Origin of the sequence: Thalassovita sp. (assembly GCF_965218685.1) — a bacterium.
Classification (GTDB): domain Bacteria; phylum Pseudomonadota; class Alphaproteobacteria; order Rhodobacterales; family Rhodobacteraceae; genus Thalassobius.
Map to the genome: position 1 here is coordinate 3229588 of NZ_OZ244657.1, position 17216 is coordinate 3246803.

The 17216-nt window shown below is 60.2% G+C and carries 17 protein-coding genes; 10 read left to right on the forward strand and 7 right to left on the reverse strand.

The genetic code is table 11. The features are described 5' to 3' along the window. Positions 1 to 60 precede the first annotated feature (60 nt). Both ACOQOQ_RS16005 and ACOQOQ_RS16010 read left to right on the forward strand, forming a co-directional pair. Positions 61 to 990, forward strand: coding sequence for a LysR family transcriptional regulator (locus ACOQOQ_RS16005; RefSeq protein ID WP_420567970.1), 930 nt, complete (start codon positions 61 to 63; stop codon positions 988 to 990). Positions 991 to 1081: 91 nt separating this feature from the next. Beyond that, positions 1082 to 1828 carry an SDR family NAD(P)-dependent oxidoreductase gene (locus tag ACOQOQ_RS16010; protein WP_420567971.1) on the forward strand — a complete coding sequence of 249 codons (747 nt, stop codon included), beginning with the start codon at positions 1082 to 1084 and terminating at the stop codon, positions 1826 to 1828. A gap of 68 nt (positions 1829 to 1896) precedes the next feature. On the opposite strand, the gene ACOQOQ_RS16015 is transcribed toward ACOQOQ_RS16010, so the two are convergent. Next, positions 1897 to 2997, reverse strand: coding sequence for a hypothetical protein (locus ACOQOQ_RS16015; protein WP_420567972.1), 1101 nt, complete (start codon positions 2995 to 2997; stop codon positions 1897 to 1899). Positions 2998 to 3163: 166 nt separating this feature from the next. Beyond that, positions 3164 to 3928: an SDR family NAD(P)-dependent oxidoreductase gene (locus tag ACOQOQ_RS16020; RefSeq protein ID WP_420567973.1), complete on the reverse strand. Its 765-nt coding sequence runs from the start codon at positions 3926 to 3928 to the stop codon at positions 3164 to 3166. A gap of 116 nt (positions 3929 to 4044) precedes the next feature. Here ACOQOQ_RS16020 and ACOQOQ_RS16025 point away from each other — a divergent pair, with 116 nt between their 5' ends. The 4 genes from ACOQOQ_RS16025 to ACOQOQ_RS16040 all read left to right on the forward strand — a co-directional run bounded on the left by ACOQOQ_RS16025 (position 4045) and on the right by ACOQOQ_RS16040 (position 8081). After that, on the forward strand, positions 4045 to 4953 hold the full coding sequence (locus tag ACOQOQ_RS16025; protein ID WP_420567974.1) for a LysR family transcriptional regulator: 909 nt from the start codon (positions 4045 to 4047) through the stop codon (positions 4951 to 4953). A 97-nt stretch (positions 4954 to 5050) separates the two neighbouring features. Beyond that, positions 5051 to 5935, forward strand: coding sequence for a fumarylacetoacetate hydrolase family protein (locus ACOQOQ_RS16030; protein WP_420567975.1), 885 nt, complete (start codon positions 5051 to 5053; stop codon positions 5933 to 5935). A gap of 1 nt (position 5936) precedes the next feature. Next, positions 5937 to 6932 (forward strand): VOC family protein, encoded by a 996-nt coding sequence (locus ACOQOQ_RS16035; protein ID WP_420567976.1) that lies wholly within the window; start codon positions 5937 to 5939, stop codon positions 6930 to 6932. 12 nt (positions 6933 to 6944) lie between these two features. Continuing rightward, complete coding sequence (locus ACOQOQ_RS16040) at positions 6945 to 8081, forward strand: FAD-dependent oxidoreductase (RefSeq protein WP_420567977.1); 1137 nt, start codon at positions 6945 to 6947, stop codon at positions 8079 to 8081. Positions 8082 to 8158: 77 nt separating this feature from the next. Here ACOQOQ_RS16040 and ACOQOQ_RS16045 read toward each other — a convergent pair whose 3' ends face one another. Together ACOQOQ_RS16045 and ACOQOQ_RS16050 are read right to left on the reverse strand one after the other, a co-directional pair. After that, complete coding sequence (locus ACOQOQ_RS16045) at positions 8159 to 9121, reverse strand: fumarylacetoacetate hydrolase family protein (RefSeq protein ID WP_420567978.1); 963 nt, start codon at positions 9119 to 9121, stop codon at positions 8159 to 8161. Between the two features lie 10 nt (positions 9122 to 9131). Continuing rightward, the gene (locus ACOQOQ_RS16050; protein WP_420567979.1) at positions 9132 to 10046 is read right to left on the reverse strand and encodes an NAD-dependent epimerase/dehydratase family protein; all 915 of its coding nucleotides are present in this window, start codon (positions 10044 to 10046) and stop codon (positions 9132 to 9134) included. A gap of 224 nt (positions 10047 to 10270) precedes the next feature. Here ACOQOQ_RS16050 and hisD point away from each other — a divergent pair, with 224 nt between their 5' ends. From hisD to ACOQOQ_RS16070, 4 genes are read left to right on the forward strand one after another with little or no spacing between them, the layout of a single operon-like run. Next, positions 10271 to 11608, forward strand: coding sequence for a histidinol dehydrogenase (hisD, locus tag ACOQOQ_RS16055; RefSeq protein ID WP_420567980.1), 1338 nt, complete (start codon positions 10271 to 10273; stop codon positions 11606 to 11608). A gap of 3 nt (positions 11609 to 11611) precedes the next feature. Next, complete coding sequence (locus ACOQOQ_RS16060) at positions 11612 to 12376, forward strand: SDR family NAD(P)-dependent oxidoreductase (protein ID WP_420567981.1); 765 nt, start codon at positions 11612 to 11614, stop codon at positions 12374 to 12376. Positions 12377 to 12391: 15 nt separating this feature from the next. Further along, entirely contained in the window at positions 12392 to 13546 is a 1155-nt protein-coding gene (locus ACOQOQ_RS16065) for an alpha/beta hydrolase family protein (RefSeq protein ID WP_420567982.1), read from the forward strand. Further along, a complete protein-coding gene (locus ACOQOQ_RS16070; protein ID WP_420567983.1) occupies positions 13543 to 14559 on the forward strand; it encodes an SMP-30/gluconolactonase/LRE family protein in 1017 nt (338 codons plus the stop codon). The genes ACOQOQ_RS16065 and ACOQOQ_RS16070 overlap by 4 nt, the downstream gene beginning before the upstream one ends. Positions 14560 to 14669: 110 nt before the next feature. Here the strand turns inward: ACOQOQ_RS16070 and ACOQOQ_RS16075 are convergent, their stop codons facing one another. From ACOQOQ_RS16075 to ACOQOQ_RS16085, 3 genes are read right to left on the reverse strand one after another with little or no spacing between them, the layout of a single operon-like run. Further along, a complete protein-coding gene (locus ACOQOQ_RS16075) occupies positions 14670 to 15626 on the reverse strand; it encodes a branched-chain amino acid ABC transporter permease (protein WP_420567984.1) in 957 nt (318 codons plus the stop codon). A gap of 6 nt (positions 15627 to 15632) precedes the next feature. After that, the gene (locus tag ACOQOQ_RS16080; protein ID WP_420567985.1) at positions 15633 to 16496 is read right to left on the reverse strand and encodes a branched-chain amino acid ABC transporter permease; all 864 of its coding nucleotides are present in this window, start codon (positions 16494 to 16496) and stop codon (positions 15633 to 15635) included. A 4-nt stretch (positions 16497 to 16500) separates the two neighbouring features. Continuing rightward, positions 16501 to 17202 (reverse strand): ABC transporter ATP-binding protein, encoded by a 702-nt coding sequence (locus tag ACOQOQ_RS16085; RefSeq protein ID WP_420567986.1) that lies wholly within the window; start codon positions 17200 to 17202, stop codon positions 16501 to 16503. Positions 17203 to 17216 lie beyond the last annotated feature (14 nt).

Consider the following 17216-nt stretch of genomic DNA (forward strand, 5'->3'; position numbering starts at 1 on the left):
CAAAGGCGGCTATAGGCAGATAATAATCACGGGCACACAGAGATAAGGGATACTAATACGATGCCCCCCAGCGCCAGCACCCTTCTTAACCGGTTCACCGTCCGGGCCAAATTTCGGCACATGCAGGTGCTTGTAAAACTGTCCGAGCTGGGCTCGATGCGGCGGGCAGCGCAGGCGGTGAACATGACACAACCCGCGATTTCACAGCTGGTTTCCGAGCTTGAAAAGCTGCTTGAGACCGAGCTTTTCTTTCGTCACGCCCGCGGGGTCGAACCGACAGAGGCAACCAAGGAACTGCTGCCCATCGCGCACCGCATCCTTGGCGCGCTGGAAGACGGGGCCGAAACCGTGGCCAGCCGCCTTCAGGAACAGGGCGGTGTGGTGCGGGTCTCGGCCAGCCCGGCCGCCCTGGGCGGGATGATCCACGGTCGGCTGGACGCTTTTGCGCAGCGCTATCCGCACATCCAGGTGCATTTCAACCAGGTGAATGACACCGACCCTCTTAGCAAGATCGCCGAGGACCGGGCCGACATCGTTTGCAGCCGCCGCCCCCCGGTGATCCCCGAAGGCTGGTCCTTCGAAACCTGCCTGGAGGACCGTCTGGTCGTTGTCTGCGGGCAGGCACATCCGCTTGTGGGGCAGGACGAGGTCACGCCCGAGGATCTGGGTGCCGCGAAGTGGTTGCTGAACCGCGTCGGCTCGGTCGCTCGGGACCGGTTCGAGGAACTTTCCGCCCGCCACAGCTGGCCCCAATCCGCCCGCTGCCAGATTGTGATGCACATCCCGCAGCTGACCAAAGAGATGCTGCTGACCGGGCAATACCTGGCCATCCTGCCGCGCAGCGTCGCCCTGCCCTGGCTGGCGGCCGGGGACATCCACGAATTGCGCGCGGGCATCAGCGCACCCCTGGCTCCGCTGGGGTTCTTGTGGCGCAAGGAACGGGCGGGGTCCGCGACCTCGGCTTTTGCGGCACATCTTAGGAAAGCCTGACCGCAGCGCAGATATTGGATATCGAATAAACCGATTTCTGTTCGCGCGCCCACAGGTGTAGCCTCGCCGCGCAATACACAGGAGATAGCGGGTGGAGCGACTTGAGGGGAAAAGGGCCGTCGTAACGGGCGCTGGAAGAGGCATCGGGCGCCGTATCGCGCTGATGATGGCTGAACAGGGAGCCAGTGTTTTGGCCAGCGACATAAACGGTGACACTTTGCAGGCCCTGACCGCCGAAGCGCCGCAAATCCGGGTGCATCAGGCCGACCTGACAGACGAAGACAGCGCAGGTTCTCTGGCTGATACTGCCGCCATCGCCTTTGACGGGACGGTGGATATTCTGGTGAACGCGGCCGCCATCGTGAAATTCGCCCCGGTGGACGAGCTGAGCAAAGCTGATTGGGACATCACCCTGCGCGGCGAGATCGACACGGTATTTCTGGTCACGCGCAAGATGTGGCCGCTGTTGCAGGCATCGGGCAAGGGTTCGATCATCAACTTCTCGTCCGCCAATGCCCATGTGGCGCTGGACGGGCTACCGGCGCTGGCTCACACTGCGGGAAAGGGTGCGGTGCTGGCGATGACCCGACAACTGGCGATGGAGGGAGGCCCTCACAACATCCGCGCCAACACCATCGCGCCGGGCTTTACCGTGACCGAAGAGACCGAGCAGCATCTGGATTCACCCCTGATGGAAAACGTCCGGGCCAAGATCATGTTGAACGGTCTGGGTCAGCCCGAGGACATCGGTTGGCTTGCGATCTATCTGGGGTCGGACGAAAGCCGCTTTGTGACCGGTTCAGACTTCCGCATCGATGGCGGTGCAACCGCCTGGTAAAGCTTTATTCTGAAAGAAAAAACGGCCCGGATTGCTCCGGGCCGTTCGCATATTGACCACCCGAGGGATCAGAAGGTCATGCGAAGTCCGACTTCGTAAGAATTGCCGCGCCCCGCAGCGAATGGGGGCGGGAAACCTGCAAAGTCAAAACCATCCCCTGTGTCAAAGCCGCTGTCCGCCCCAAACACCAGTTCCATACTGTCGTTCAGCTTGTAACCGCCCTCGACAGCGACATCCCCGTCAAGATCGGCGCCCACGCCAAACGACCAACGTTCGCCACCAAAATTGGCTGAAATAAGCAGGTTGTCATCCGTGGAATCCTGGACATAGAGGCCAAAGAGACCCTTGAACACGCCCATATCCTTTGGCTTCCAGTCTACCACAAACGCGTTGGAGTGCTGGTTGGACGAACTGTTTTGGTACTGGTGCGCGTAAATGATTGCCATCTCGGCAGAGGGGATAGGCATCACAGCGCGACCAAACCAATCGCCAAGGTCATTTGCTCCTGCGAACAGGATGGCAGGCTTGGTCGCATAGGACATCACGATCTCGGCCTGCGCAGGCAAATCACCCGTCCCAGGAACGGTCATGTCGACAAGAGTGTGCGTGTCATCTCCTGACCAGGAACCATAGCTGAGGAACGGATCATAGTAGATTTCCAGCCCAAATGGCCCGTTATGGTATTCATAGGAGAGGTAGACATTGTTGTCGACGACAAGCGGGCCAGCGTTGAACAACGCGGCGCTACCACCAACACAGCGGTATTTGGGCGCGATGCGCGGGTGGACACCGATCGAGCCGCCATCCTCGAGATTGCCATCGACCCAACTTGGCAGCTTGGCGTCACAGCGCGCATATGTGGACAGGGTCAACTTGCCACCGGCGCCGAAATCCATGCCAAGTTCGATGTCATAGGGTTCGTCCCCGACCAAAGGCAAATCATCCTGGTTTGATCGAGCGTAAAGATCACCTTTCAGCGTCATGACCACGCCGTTCGATAGCTGATGATTGCCGTCGAAATGCAAGTTCAATACGCCGATGCCGCCCTCACCCCCTCCGGCGGCGTTGTTTCCGTAGCCAAGGTAAAGCGAGCCACTTGTGTTGAATTCTGCATGCGCGGCAACTGGCATTACGCCCGCTGCCACCATACTGATGAGCAGGTATTTCATTGGTACTCCTCCCAAGTTTTCCTGACTCCCATCTGGGTCAGGTTGAGTCTTGTTAGTTTGTACGTTCAACCAAATAAAAGCGGTTTTCTTCGATCCAAGGTATCTGGCAATATGATAAGTCGGGTTAGTTTAAGCGCACCGCGCCTAGGTCAGCCGCCATCGGTAATCACGGTGCCTCCGTCCACGACCAGGGTGTGGCCAGTGGTAAACGCCCCCCCTTCCCAGCCAGGAACAGGGCAGCCGCGGCGATCTCTGCCGGTTGGCCCACGCGGCGCAAGGGCGTCATACCGTGAACCCGTTTGGCCACGAAATCGGGGTTGCTCAGCAACGGGCGAGAGAATGGCGTTTCGATCAGGCCCGGCGCGATCGCGTTAGTACGAATGTTCAACGGGCCGAATTCCACCGCCAAGTTTCGGGCCATCGCCGCCAGCGCCGCCTTTGACATGGAATAGGGACCGATCATGCGGTTTCCGCGCAGCGCAGAGAGGCTGGCCATCAGGATGATCGCACCGCCCCCTTGGGTCGCCATGCCGTCCTTGCAGGCTGCGGCTAGCCAATATGCGCTGTGCAAATTGACGTCAAAGACCTTTAAGTACTGCGCTTCTTCGCCCGCGCCTGTGTCCCCGACCGGGCCTTCGATTCCTGCATTCGAGACAAGAATATCAATGGGTCCGCCCAAGGCGTCCTCGGCTTGCGAAACCAAGGCCTCCGCCTCGGCGCGGCCATTCAGGCGACACTGAATGCCCACAGCGTTGCCCCCAGCGGCCTCCAGGGCAGCAACGGTTTCATCAATATCGCCCTGCCGGTCCGAGGCGATGACCACATCGGCCCCTGCCGCTGCGAACGCCTCGGCCACAGCGCGCCCAATCCCCGAGCTTCCCCCGGTGATCAGGGCCCGTTTGCCCTGCAATCCAAACAATTCCTGCAACATCTGTGTCTCCTATTCCGCTTACCTATTAGCTGCACAATTTCGTTGCATTTGAAAAAGCGATTGTTCAACATCATGCAATCGGTGATACCGATACATGTCATTCAGAAGGAGTGTACATGCGTTTCAAGGGTCTGGATCTGAATCTGCTGGTGGCACTGGACGTGCTGCTAACCGAGGCAAATGTCAGTCGCGCCGCCGACAAGCTATGTCTCAGCCAATCGGCGACCTCGGGTGCTTTGGCCCGTTTGCGGGATTATTTCGGCGACGACCTGTTGGTCCAGGTTGGGCGAAAGATGGTGCTGACCCCACGCGCCAAGGAACTGTCAGGCAAGGTCCGGGCGGCTTTGGCGCAGATCGACGGCACGATAATCCAAGCGCCCGAGTTTGACCCCCTGACTGTCAAACGCGAGGTGCGGATGATTGCCTCGGATTCGGTGCTGATTTCGGCGCTGCAAAGTCCTTTGCAAGCGATATCAGAGCTTGCTCCGGGGCTGGTACTGAGCATCGAGACACCAGGAAACAGCCCGCGTGACCAGCTTGAACGGGGCGAAGTTGACATGCTTGCCATGCCAGAACTGTATCTGTCACCTGATCATCCCTTCGTTCATTACTATCAGGACGAATATGTTGTTGCCGCTTGGGATCAGAATTCGTGGTTGGGGGACAGCATCACCGAAGAGCAGTTCTACAATGCGCGCCACGCTGCGGTTCAATTCGCCACGTTCACCCCCAGCTACGAGGACTGGTTCATGCGTAACCGGGCCGAGGACCGCGAAATCGCGGTTCAGGCGGGCAGCTTCTCGTCCCTGCCGTTCTTGCTGCTGAACACCGATCTGATCGGGCTGATGCACCGGCGCCTGGCCGAACGGTTCCGGGAAATCCTGCCGCTGAAACTTGTCCCCTCGCCCATCGAGATGCCTGCATTGAACCAATGCATTCAATGGCACAGCTATGCCGAACGCGACGAATGCCTTGCGTGGGTCCGCGCTCGCCTGATGGAAGCTTTCGCAGAAGAAGCCCCCTAAACCATCCACGAAACCGATGCTCTGGATTTGAACAATCGATTTCACGGATTGATTGAGGGCTGTTAGCGTCCCTCCCAGTACGCACCTGGGAGGATGCATGACCAAGCCACAAATACCCTTTGCGCTGGCGCAGTTGCGCATCTCGTCCAGCCCTGCGTTTCCAGCTATCGTGCTGGACGATGCTGCGGTGATCCCTGTGGATGCGGTGCTGCCTTTGGCGGCGCGTCTGGGCCTGGCCCTGACCGAGGCCGACAGCCTGGATGGGCTGTTGCGCAACTGGGATCACAACTTTCAAGCCCTGTGCGCGGTAGTCATGGCGCTGGACGATGCCGAGGCTGGGAAATACTTCCGCTCGGCTGTCTCGTCGCTGGAATTCTTTACGCAAGATGCTCCGCTGTCGGCCCCGCGCCAGATCCTTAGCCAGAACACATTGGCGGACGGGGATTTCATCCCGCGCCTGGCCTCGACCCTGGTTGGACCTAGCGCCAAAGTGCTGATCCCGCCGCACTCAGATGGGCTGTGGGCCGAGGCCAAGCTGGGCGCCGTGATCGCGCGCCCCTTGCACCGCGCCACCCTGCAAGAGGCCGCGGACGCGATCGCCGGATACGTCACACTGTCCGATTACACCGTCGCCGCAGATTGGGAGGCCGGGAACGCCATAGCCGCCAAGCAAGGGCCCACTCTGCTGGCCGGGGGCCCCTATCTGCTGCCGGCGGCTTTTGCCGACGACCAGCAAAACCTGCAATGCGTGATCTCTTTCAACGGGGAAAGCCGCCTGGAATGGTCCGGCCCCCAGATCGCACCGATCGCGCGCACCCTGTCCGAGCTGAGCCAGCAGGTTCAGCTGTTCCCCGGTGATCTGGTCGCCGTAGGCCCCAAACACTCGCCCACCGGCCAGACCCGTCTGGAAGATGGCGACATTATCGAAGCGGCTGTCTCGGGACTGGGCCGCCAAACCACCAACACGATAAGAGAGAGCTGACATGCCCATTCTTGGAATTGAAACCCTGATGTTCGGGGTCGATGACATCGAGGAATGCACCCGATTCTTCGACGATTTCGGCCTGCCCCGCTTTGACAGCGGCGAAGACTTTACCCATTACCGCCTGGACGAAGGATCGAACGTCATCCTGCGCCATATCGACGATCCGGTGCTGCCCAAATCGGTGCTGCGCGACAAGGGCGTCAAGGAAACCATCTGGGGCGTGGACACACAGGAAAGCCTGGACAAGCTGGCCGCCCGACTGGAAGCTAAACAAGATATCACCCGCGATGAAGACGGCACCGTGCACACGCTGACCGCCTGCGGACACCCCATCGCCCTGCGCGTCTTCAACCGCAAAAAGGTGGTCTATGCCCCCGATCCGGTGAATGCACCGGGCGCCGTTAACCGACTGAACGTACAGCGAAAATGGAAAATCCGTGCGCAGCCCAAGGTGATCACCCACACCGTCTATGCCTGTGAAAACCCGCGCAAGGAATTCGAATGGTATCGCGACATGCTGGATTTCCGCATGTCCGAGGAACAGGTCGGCATGGGCTTTTACCTGCGCTGTGACGGCGCGAACGAGCATCACAACCTGTTCCTGATCGACATGACCTTTGGTCCGCTGCCTGGCTACCCGCTGTATCACCACACCAATTTCGGGGTCGAGGATATCGACGAGCTGATGATCGGCACCAACTATATGACCCGTCGTGGCTGGACCACCGGACCGCTGGGCTCGGGTCGGCACCGCATCGCCTCGGCGCTGTTTTCCTATCTGGAATGCCCAGCGGGCGGCGAGGCCGAGTATGGCGCGGACAGCGACTATATCGACGACAACTGGATCCCGCGCGAATGGAACCAAGTCTTTGGCACCTACAGCTGGATGCACAAGATCCCCGAATTCCTGGGTACGGACCAGCGTTGGGAATACCGCCTGCACCCGGATCACGTACCGCAGAACGATACGCAAGCTGAAGGCGATTGGGACTAAGGGGACAGACTGATGAGCCATTTGAAAACACATATGAACAAGGTACTGGTCGTCGGCGGGGGCATCGCGGGCATGTCCGCAGCCATCCGCCTGCGCGAAGAAGGCGTTAAGGTGGACCTGCTGGACAAGGACCCGAACTGGTCGGTCTATGGCACGGGCCTGACCCTGTCGGTTCTGACCTTCCGCGCCCTTTGCGATTTGGGTCTAAGCAAAGAGCTGCTGAAACATGGGCACGGCCATGACGGCGTGACGCTGAACGACAAGGACGGCAACCTGATCCGCGAAGTCCGCTCGGAACGCCTGTTCGCACCGGATGTCCCGGCCGAGGGCGGTGTTCTGCGCCCCGTCCTGCACCAGATCATGGCCGCACGCGTCAAAGAGCTGAACACCAATGTCAAACTGGGTGTCACGGTTGAAAGCTACTCTCAGGACGCCGACGGCGTGGACGTGACGCTGACCGACGGCAGCACCGGCCGCTATGATTTCGTGATCGGGGCGGATGGGCTGTTCTCGACCATGCGGGACTTGACGCTGGAAAACGCGCCCGCGCCGCGCTTTACCGGTCAGGCTTGCTGGCGCATTCTGTTCGACACGCCCAAGGACTGGGTGCAGGGGCAGATGTATCTGTCGCAAGACATCAAGGTCGGCTTCACCCCTTGCTCGCCCACGCAGATGTATATGTACTTGCTCGAGGCCGTGCCCGGAAACCCCTGGCGCGAACCTGAAGAACTGCCGGGCCTGATCAAAGGCCTGCTGGAAGGCTTCGGCGGCGTTGTCGGAAAACTGCGTGAAACCATCAATGCGGATACCGAAATCGTCTATCGGCCGCTGGAATCCATCCTGATTGATGATGACTGGTACAAAGGCCGCGTCGCGTTGATCGGCGACACCGTACATGCCACCACGCCGCATCTGGGCTCGGGCGCAGGCATGGCTGTCGAAGACGCGATCGTTCTGGTGGACGAGCTGAAGAAGGCTCCGGTGCTCGAAGACGCCCTGCACGCCTTCATGCAACGCCGCCTGCCCCGTGGCCGCCTGGTTGTTGGCAACTCGTTGAAACTGGGCGAGCTGGAAATGGCTGGCGCCCCCAGCGAGCAACAGGGCAAGCTGATGCAAGACAGCTTGCACGCCATTGCCGAGCCGTACTAAGGCTCAACCCGTATCGGGGCCAAAAGAAAGGGGTGCCGCATGGCACCCCTTGTTTTTTAGTGTCCGGGTCTTTGCAATCAGGCTTTGACGACCATTTGGTCGATCGCTCCGAACAATGGGCTGCCATCTGCGGCTAAGCATTCCATGCGGACCTTGTCGCCGAACGACATGAAAGGTGTTTTGGCCGCGCCCTCGTCAATGGTTTCGATACCGCGACGCTCCGCAATACAGGCTGAACCGACTTCGCGGTAACTTTCGTTCGACACGGTGCCCGATCCAATTACCGTGCCCGGCACCAGATCGCGGGAATAGGCGCCATGGGCCACCAGATCGGCCAGACTGAACGCCATGTCATAGCCGCAAGGTGCGCCAAAGCGTTCGCCATTCCAGAACACGTTCAGCGGCAGGTTCACGCGGGCATCTCGCCACGCATCCCCCAGTTCGTCAATGGTCAGGGCGACCGGCGCCATCGAACAGGCAGGTTTCGCCTGCACCCAACCAAATCCGGTTTTCATCTCGACCGGGGCCAACTTGCGCAGCGACCAGTCGTTGATCTGCACGACCAGCGCGATGTGATCCTCGGCCGTTGCTTCGGTGCCCATCGGGGTCGCCTTGGTGATCACGCCGAACTCGCCCTCGAAATCGATCCCGTCTTCTTCATTGGCGAACGGTACGTCACCCATCGGGGCAATAAACCGGTCCGACATGCCTTGATACATCAGCGGACGGCCGGTCTTTTCCTTTGGCGGCATCTTGAAAACGGCATCCATCAGATCGCTGTGGCTTTCAAAGGCCGATCCATCCAGCCATTGCCAGGCGCGCGGCAACGGGGCCAGCGCCTGAGCGGCATCGAAGGCGTCGCCGCCACCAGCGTTCAGCTCGGCGTATTCAGCCTCCAGCGCGGGGCGCAGTTCGTCCCAGCTTTCCATCGCTGACTGCATCGTTTCGACCGCCTTGGCCGGGGTGCAGCGGGCGTTGTCCCGGCTGACGATATGCAGGCGCCCATCCGGGGTGCCGTTAGGAAGTGTTGCAAGCCTCATGAAGTCCTCCTCAGACCATCGCGTTCGCCACCAGCGCATCGGCATCCGCATCGCGCAGAAATCCCAGCTGGTCGGCTGTTTCAGTTTCAAGTTCAGGATAGCTGCCGAACAGCGACACGATCTCGGGATCCGGGTCGAACCGGATCCGAGATGGGCTGTCGGGATAGGCCCGACGAAGCGCGGCGACCAGATCACCATAGCGCAGCGACAGGGCCGGCAGGGTAAAGGCGCGGTTGGCGCCCAGAACAGGCAGCATTGCGCCATGGATGAAGTTGCGCGCCACGACGTCGACCGAGGTCAGCCAGGTCTTGCTGTCTTCGGCCACGGGCAAGGTGATATCCTCGCCGCGTTTCACGCACCAGAACAGGCGCGACATGAAGGCGGTTTTCAGCGCCGCATCCGCCCCGTCGCGCGCCATCACCCCCGAGGGCCGCAACGAAACGGCATCCAGCCATCCGCGCGCTGCGAAATTGGACAGGGCAACCTCGATCATCACCTTTTGCGCGCCATAAACCATCGTGGGGGCCAGCGGCGTGGTATCGGTCACCGGATCAGGCAGCGGCTTGGCATAGGCCGCGATGGTCGAGGCAAAAACGAACCGGGTGTCTGGCGCACGGTCCCGCAGGTCCTCAATCAGGTCCAGCGTCGCATCCACGTTCACCCGGCGGGCCAGCGCATAGTTCTGCTCGGCCCCACCCCCCAGGATCGCCGCTAGACAAATCACGGCATCAGCCCCGTCCAGGGCCTGTTGGCGCAGCACTGATTCGGAGAAATCGCCCTCGAAAAACGTCGCCTTGGCCAGGTCGATACCCACCGGAGCAACGCGATCCAACATCGAGATCGAAGAAATTTCCGGCATTTCCCCAAGGATTTTGCAGACTTGAGTGCCAACAAATCCCCCTGCTCCGATCACTGCGATCTTCATATCGAAAATCCTATCTTTTATTTGGTTGTACGACCAATTAGTATAACAGCCACCCCAATGAAACAAGACATTCCAGGGGCGCAGACCTGACGGGGGATATCGTTTTTAGGGGACGCACCCATCGATACAAACAATAGGACAACACGAGCGATATCGGTTTTATCGAGGAAAAGGGCGGGCTGTAATGTCCACCCGCCAGGTCCAGGAAACGAAGGGAGAGCCCGATGGCAAAGTGGCTGAAAGAGGGGGCGGAGCCGTCCGCCGTTGCAGCAATCAACAAATCCGTGCGCGAAACGGTCGAGGCCACGCTGGCCGATATCGAGACGCGCGGCGACGCCGCCATACGCGAGCTGTCGGTCAAATTCGATGGATGGGATCGCGACGATTATCGGCTAACGCAAAAGGAAATCGATGCTTGCATTGCGCAGCTGTCCAAACAGGACATCGCCGACATTGAATTCGCGCAGGCTCAGGTGCGTAACTTTGCCGAAGTGCAAAAAGCCGCCCTGCAAGAAGTCGAGGTGGAAACCATGCCCGGCGTCATTCTGGGGCACAAGAATATCCCGATTCAGAACGCAGGCTGCTATGTGCCCGGTGGTAAATACCCCATGCTCGCCTCGGCCCATATGTCGGTACTGACGGCCAAGGTGGCGGGCGTGCCGCGTATCATCACTTGCGCCCCGCCCTATCAGGGCAAACCGGCCGCCGCGATTGTGGCTGCGCAGCACATGGCGGGTGCGGATACGATCTATGCCCTGGGTGGCATTCAGGCCATCGGCGCCATGGCCATTGGCACGGAAACCATTGATCCGGTTGATATTCTGGTCGGCCCCGGCAACGCCTTTGTGGCCGAAGCCAAGCGTCAGCTTTATGGCCGCGTTGGCATCGACCTGTTCGCAGGCCCAACCGAAACCATGGTGATCGCAGATGAAACCGTGGACGCCGAGATCTGCGCCACTGATATTCTGGGCCAGGCCGAACACGGCCCCGACAGCCCCTGTGTGCTGCTGACGACCTCGGAAAAACTGGCGCGGGAAACCATGGCCGAGATCGAGCGCCTGCTGGGTATCCTGCCCACCGCTGGCCATGCCCGCACCAGCTGGGAAACCTATGGTCAGGTGATCGTGGCGGACGACCATGACGAGATGCTGAAGATCGCCAACGACATCGCCTCGGAGCATGTACAGATCATGACCGACCGTGATGATTGGTATCTGGAGAACATGGTGAACTATGGTGCCCTCTTCCTGGGGCCGCGCACCAACGTGGCTTATGGCGACAAAGCGATCGGCACCAACCACACGCTGCCCACCAAAAAGGCTGGGCGCTATACCGGTGGTCTGTGGGTCGGAAAGTTCATCAAAACCCATACCTATCAAAAGGTTACCACGGACGAGGCCTCGGCCAAGGTGGGGCGCTACTGCTCGCGACTGTGTATGTTGGAAGGGTTCCAAGGCCACGCCGAGCAGGCCAATGTCCGCGTGCGCCGCTATGGTCAACAGAACGTCCCCTATGCCGAAGGTGCAGCGCCGCAGCCCGGCCTGGACCTGGTCGAGGGCTGAGGCATGGAACTGCCAACCTCTCCTGGGTTCTCCCTCGCAGGGAAAACGGCACTGGTGACGGGCGCGGGCCGGGGCATTGGCCTCGCCTGCGCCGCAGCGCTTGCTGAGATGGGCGCCGAAGTGGTTCTGGCCGCCCGCACCGAAACCGAGATCACCGACGCCGCCAATGCGATCGTCGCGCGTGGCCAGAAAGCCCGCGCCATCGTGCTGGATGTCAGCGATCTGGCAGGGGCCAAGGCAGCAATCGCGCAGGCCGGCCCCTTTGATGTGCTGATCAACAACGCGGGCACCAACCGCCCCATGCCCATGCAGGACGTGGCCGAGGATGACTATGACGCGGTTCTGGACCTGAACCTGAAATCCGCATTCTTTGTCGCTCAGGCCGTGGCCCAAGGGTTGATCGCGGCGGGCAAGCCCGGATCATTGATCCATATGAGCAGCCAGATGGGCCATGTTGGCGGGCCGAACCGGTCGCTGTATTGTGCCTCGAAATGGGCGATCGAAGGCATGTCCAAAAGCTTTGCGCTGGATTTGGCCGCACATGGCATCCGGTCCAATACTATCGCGCCGACATTTATCGAAACCCCTATGACCAAACCGTTTTTCCAGGATCAGGCATTTCTGGACAGCGTGTTGGCCAAGATCAAGCTGGGCCGTCTGGGCCAGGTGCAGGACCTGATGGGTGCCGTGCAATACCTGGCCTCGGATGCCTCGGCGCTGGTCACTGGCACCTCGCTGGTCGTGGATGGCGGCTGGACCGTCGAATAACAAAAGGAACATCCCATGTTCGAACCCTTTCCCGGAAACTATATCTGGAACCTGTCGACCAACCTGGCCCTGATGTGTGGCGGAAATATCGGCGAGATCGACGAAGCCTGCCGCCCCATCCGCGAAGCCGCCGCCAAGCGCGAGGACGCAGGCACCGCGCAGTTTTTTGACAGCTGGCTGATCGTCGCCAACAAGGTGCTGGCCTCGGCCAAAGCGGACGAAGAAAAAGGCCGCGCTCTATCGGCAGGTATCAAGTATCAGCGCGCTGCGGGCTATCTGCTGGCGGCCGAACGGATGCAATCACGCGACTATGCTCCGCGCTGGCAGGCCTATAACGACGGCTTGAAATACTTCCGCAAAGGGGTCGAACTGCAAGGCGCCCCTGTGGAATTCGTTCAAATTCCGTACGAAGACAGCTATTTCACCGCGTTGTTCGTGCCCGCGCAGGGCGTGGATGGCCCTGCCCCCTGTGTCGTGTCCTGCAATGGTCTGGATTCAATGAAGGAACAGATTTACGGCGCCGGCAATCCCGAGGCCAACCGCGTGCGCGGCGTGGCGACGCTGGTGATCGACCAACCCGGCACTGGCGAGGCCCTGCGCAACCTGGGCCATGTAGGGCGCTATGACGCCGAGGCCTGGGGCTCGGCCGCCTATGACTACCTGCTGACCCGCGAGGATGTGGACCATGACCGGATCGGCATGTTCGGCCTTAGCCTGGGGGGGTATTACGCACCGCGCGTGGCCTCGATGGATACGCGATACAAACTATGCTGCGTCATGGGGGCGAACCACAACTGGGGCGAAATGCAGGTCCGCCGCATGAAACGCGAGGGCGACAACCCGGTGCCGCATTATTGGGATCACGTGATGTGGGTGTTCGGCAAGGACACGGTGGACGATTTCATGGAATGGGCCCCCAACATGGACCTGACCCCGGTGATCGCCAACATGGAATGTCCGTTCTTCATCATGCATGGCTCGGGCGACCGGCAGATCCCGGTGGAATATGCGGAGCAAAGCCGCGATCAGGCGGTCAACGCCAAGGTCGATTACTTCGTCACCATGCCCGAACATTTCGAAGTCGAGCATTGCGGCGCGGATAACGGCACCTTCTCGCGCGATATGATCGCCGATTGGATGGCCGAAACCTTTGACGAGATGAAAGCATGACCAATCCACTGATCGGATTTCAGATCGACCCGGCAGACCTGAAGTTCGTCGGGCACGATCTGGAACGCCCCGAATGCATTCTGGCCGAGCCGGATGGCACACTGTGGTCCGCTGATGGCCGCGGCGGGGTTATGCGGATCGACCCGGACGGCACGCAGGAACTGATCCTGCAACAGGGGCTTGCGGCCAACACCGCCTCATCCTTCGAGGATCGGCTGGTCAACACGTTGGGCTCGCTGCCCAACGGGCTGACCTTTGACAAGAACGGTGATTTCCTGATCGCCAATTTCGGCACCGATCAGGTCGAGCGCATGTCGCGTGACGGCGCCACAAGCGTGATCATTGACAACGTGGACGGTCAGCCGTTTGGCAAGGCCAACTTCGTTACTCGCGACAGCAAGGGCAGGCTCTGGCTGACCGTGACCACCACGATGAACCCGTGGACGGATCACGTGAAAACCAACTCGCGCGATGGCTATATCGCGCTGATTGACGAACGCGGCGCGCGGATCGTGGCCGACAATCTGTGCGGCACGAACGAGCTGCGCTTTGATGCCAATGAGAAGTGGCTCTATGTCGCCGAAACCACCGCCCGCAACATCACCCGGTTCAGGGTCGAGGGCGACACACTGGTCGATCGCCAGATATATGGGCCATCCAACCTGGGTGGTTTCAACGACGGCATTGCCTTTGATGCCTATGGCAACCTGTGGACGACCCTGATCATGGCAGACCGGCTGGTGGCGATCACCCCGCAGGGTGATCTGCTGACGATCCTGGATGCCGGAGGCGACACCCAGGCCCTGGCCGAGCTGGACAAAGCCTGGGAAGAAGGCCGAGTGACGCCAGAGTTGATGGGCGCCTGTGGCGGGACCGCTTGCCCTTGGATGGCGTCGTTGACCTTTGGTGGAGCGGATCTGAAAACCGTCTACCTGGGCTCCTTGCAGGGCACCAACATACCCTATTTCCAAAGCCCGGTTTCCGGTCTGCCGCTTATCTACTGGAACGAATAATCGCACAGGGGTCAGGGCGCCAATCACCAATCGGCTGCCGAGAGACCAAATCCCAAATAAAAAGGGCCGCAGCTTGCGCTGCGGCCCTTATCGTTCTGTGAGTGAAAGCTTTAATTCGGATAGCTGCGCCGCACCGACAGCCATTCCACGCCCAGACGGTCGCGAAGGACGGGCCACAGCCCCTTGGGGGCGACCAGCATGGTCAGGATCGCAACGGCCCCCAAAGCGACCAAATACCAGCTACCGTCCAGCCCCAGGCCGTTGGTCACGCCCTGACGGATGATGAAATACAGGATGGTGCCCAGAATGGGGCCCTCAAGCGTGCCGATGCCTCCGATCACCACGACAAAGGTCATGACCACCGTCCATTCGGCGGAAAACGCGGTGCCGGGCTGGATGAAATAGTTCGGCAGCAGATAGATCGCTCCGGCCAAGCCCACACCAGCGGCCGAGACCACATAGGCATAGCGACGGTTGCGGGTGACATCCACCCCGACCGAGGCCGCGGCGACCTCGTTGTCGCGCACCGACATCAGACCCAGCCCAAAGCCCGAACGCAGCAGCAGATAGGCGCCAACCGTCAGCGCCAGCGCCACACCTCCCGACAGCCAGAACACATTGCGATAGACATCAGCGCCCAGCATCCCACCAGTAAACAGGGGCATCCCGGTGATCCCCCCCAGCGTGTCCGAACGCTGCACGACGATGAAAATCACCTCGGCCAGCACCCAGGACCCAATGGCGAAATACGCGTCCTTCAGGCGGAACATCAAGGGGCTCAGGATCAGGGCGATGATCCCGGGCGCCAGCGCCGCCAGCGGCAGTGTCAGAAACGGGTGGATGTCCAGGCTGTTGGAGACAAGGAACGTCGCGTAGCCGCCAATCCCGAAATAGGCCTGATGCCCCAGCGAAACCAACCCGCCATAGCCGGCCAGAAAATTCCACATCGAGCAGATGATCAGCACCGTGAACATCTCCATGCCCAGGGCCATCTGGCCATCATTCATAAAGCTCGGAGCAATCACCAGCAGCAACGTGGCCACGCCCAGAGGAAGAAGTCGGATCATGGTCATTTACTTGCTCCCGAAGATGCCATTGGGACGGACGATAAGGAAGAACAGGAACAGCAGGTGCGCATAGAGCAGCCCCGAGTTCGCATCAAAGCGGAAGCCAATCAACTGCGTCACGCCCAATGCGATCCCAGCCAGCAAAGCCCCCCAGAAAGAGCCCAAACCACCCAGAACCACCACCTCGAACGCGATCAGGATGCGATCAATCCCCGAGTTCGGCGTGAACGAGGTCCGCATCGCCAGAAACATCCCCGCAATCGCGGCCAGCGCCAGCGCCAGCGCCATCACCAGCGCATAGATCCGCTTGGGCCGCACACCCATGATCCGCGCGATCTGCGGGTTGTCCGAGGTGGCGCGCACCACGCGGCCAAACTCGGTATGACCGATCACCCAATGCAGGCTGCCAAACAGCACCACCGACACGGCCAGCGTCAGCACAGGCAGCACGCCCACGTTCAACTCACCCAAGGAAATCGAGGCCCGGCTCAGCGCGCCCGCATCCAGCGTCACAGGGTTCGCCCCCACGGTTTCCAACAGGATGTTGCGCATCACAAAACTGAACCCGAAGGTCAGCAGCATCGGCACCAGCATGTCCTGTGTCTCGATCACCCGGTTCATTAATACGGTCTGGAACAGCCAGCCAATCAAGGCCGACACGACGACGACCGGCACGATGATCAGCAAGGGCGGAATGCCCGGCACCGTGGCGGCGGTGAACACGCCCAGAAAAGCCGAAAGCACGATGAAATCACCATGGGCGACGTTAATCACGCGCATGACGCCGAACACCAGCGCCAAGCCCAAACCCAGGATGCCGTATAGCGCGCCCAGGAACACGCCGTTCAATATGGTTTCTACCCAGATCATGGTTTTATTCTCCGAAATACGCTGCGCTTAGCTGGTCAAGATTCACGCGCGAGGTGTCATCCACCCGCATCGTGACTTGCCCGTGCAGCAGGCAAACCATTCGGTCAGAAACCGAAATGGCGCGCTCGATATCTTGTTCAACCAGAATGATGGACAGACCGTCCTGCCGGATTCTGGCAAAGCTTTCATAGATTTGGTTGACGATCACCGGGGCCAGACCCAACGACAACTCGTCACATAGCAGTACACGCGGGTTGGACATCAACGCGCGGCCAATGGCGACCATCTGCTGCTGCCCCCCCGACAGGGTCATCGCCATCTGCTTGCGACGCTCGGCCAGAATGGGAAACAGGTCATAGATCCGCTCAAGCGTCCAATGCCCCTGCCGACGGTTCATTGCCCCCATCATCAGGTTTTCCTCGACATTCAACGAGGCGAACAGCATCCGCCCCTCGGGCACCAGCGCAATCCCCTGCTGGGCGATGTCCTCGGCCTGCATATGGGTGATGTCATCGCCGGCCAGGCGAATATGACCCCGCCGGTCGTTCACCAACCCCACCATCGAGCGCAACAAGGTCGATTTCCCCGCCCCATTGGCGCCGACCAACCCAAACGCTTCGCCCGGGCGCAGGTCCAGGTCCACGCCGAACAAAGCCTGCATGTCCCCGTAATAAGCTTCCAAGCTTTCAATCTCGATCAATTTCATCTGCCCGCTCCTCT

Coding starts and splice junctions, on each gene's coding strand:
- ACOQOQ_RS16005 (WP_420567970.1), top strand. CDS start 61: ATGCCCCCCAGCGCCAGCACCCTTCTTAACCGGTTCACCGTCCGGGCC.
- ACOQOQ_RS16015 (WP_420567972.1), bottom strand. CDS start 2,997: ATGAAATACCTGCTCATCAGTATGGTGGCAGCGGGCGTAATGCCAGTT.
- ACOQOQ_RS16020 (WP_420567973.1), bottom strand. CDS start 3,928: ATGTTGCAGGAATTGTTTGGATTGCAGGGCAAACGGGCCCTGATCACC.
- ACOQOQ_RS16025 (WP_420567974.1), top strand. CDS start 4,045: ATGCGTTTCAAGGGTCTGGATCTGAATCTGCTGGTGGCACTGGACGTG.
- ACOQOQ_RS16030 (WP_420567975.1), top strand. CDS start 5,051: ATGACCAAGCCACAAATACCCTTTGCGCTGGCGCAGTTGCGCATCTCG.
- ACOQOQ_RS16035 (WP_420567976.1), top strand. CDS start 5,937: ATGCCCATTCTTGGAATTGAAACCCTGATGTTCGGGGTCGATGACATC.
- ACOQOQ_RS16040 (WP_420567977.1), top strand. CDS start 6,945: ATGAGCCATTTGAAAACACATATGAACAAGGTACTGGTCGTCGGCGGG.
- ACOQOQ_RS16045 (WP_420567978.1), bottom strand. CDS start 9,121: ATGAGGCTTGCAACACTTCCTAACGGCACCCCGGATGGGCGCCTGCAT.
- ACOQOQ_RS16050 (WP_420567979.1), bottom strand. CDS start 10,046: ATGAAGATCGCAGTGATCGGAGCAGGGGGATTTGTTGGCACTCAAGTC.
- hisD (WP_420567980.1), top strand. CDS start 10,271: ATGGCAAAGTGGCTGAAAGAGGGGGCGGAGCCGTCCGCCGTTGCAGCA.
- ACOQOQ_RS16060 (WP_420567981.1), top strand. CDS start 11,612: ATGGAACTGCCAACCTCTCCTGGGTTCTCCCTCGCAGGGAAAACGGCA.
- ACOQOQ_RS16065 (WP_420567982.1), top strand. CDS start 12,392: ATGTTCGAACCCTTTCCCGGAAACTATATCTGGAACCTGTCGACCAAC.
- ACOQOQ_RS16070 (WP_420567983.1), top strand. CDS start 13,543: ATGACCAATCCACTGATCGGATTTCAGATCGACCCGGCAGACCTGAAG.
- ACOQOQ_RS16075 (WP_420567984.1), bottom strand. CDS start 15,626: ATGATCCGACTTCTTCCTCTGGGCGTGGCCACGTTGCTGCTGGTGATT.
- ACOQOQ_RS16080 (WP_420567985.1), bottom strand. CDS start 16,496: ATGATCTGGGTAGAAACCATATTGAACGGCGTGTTCCTGGGCGCGCTA.
- ACOQOQ_RS16085 (WP_420567986.1), bottom strand. CDS start 17,202: ATGAAATTGATCGAGATTGAAAGCTTGGAAGCTTATTACGGGGACATG.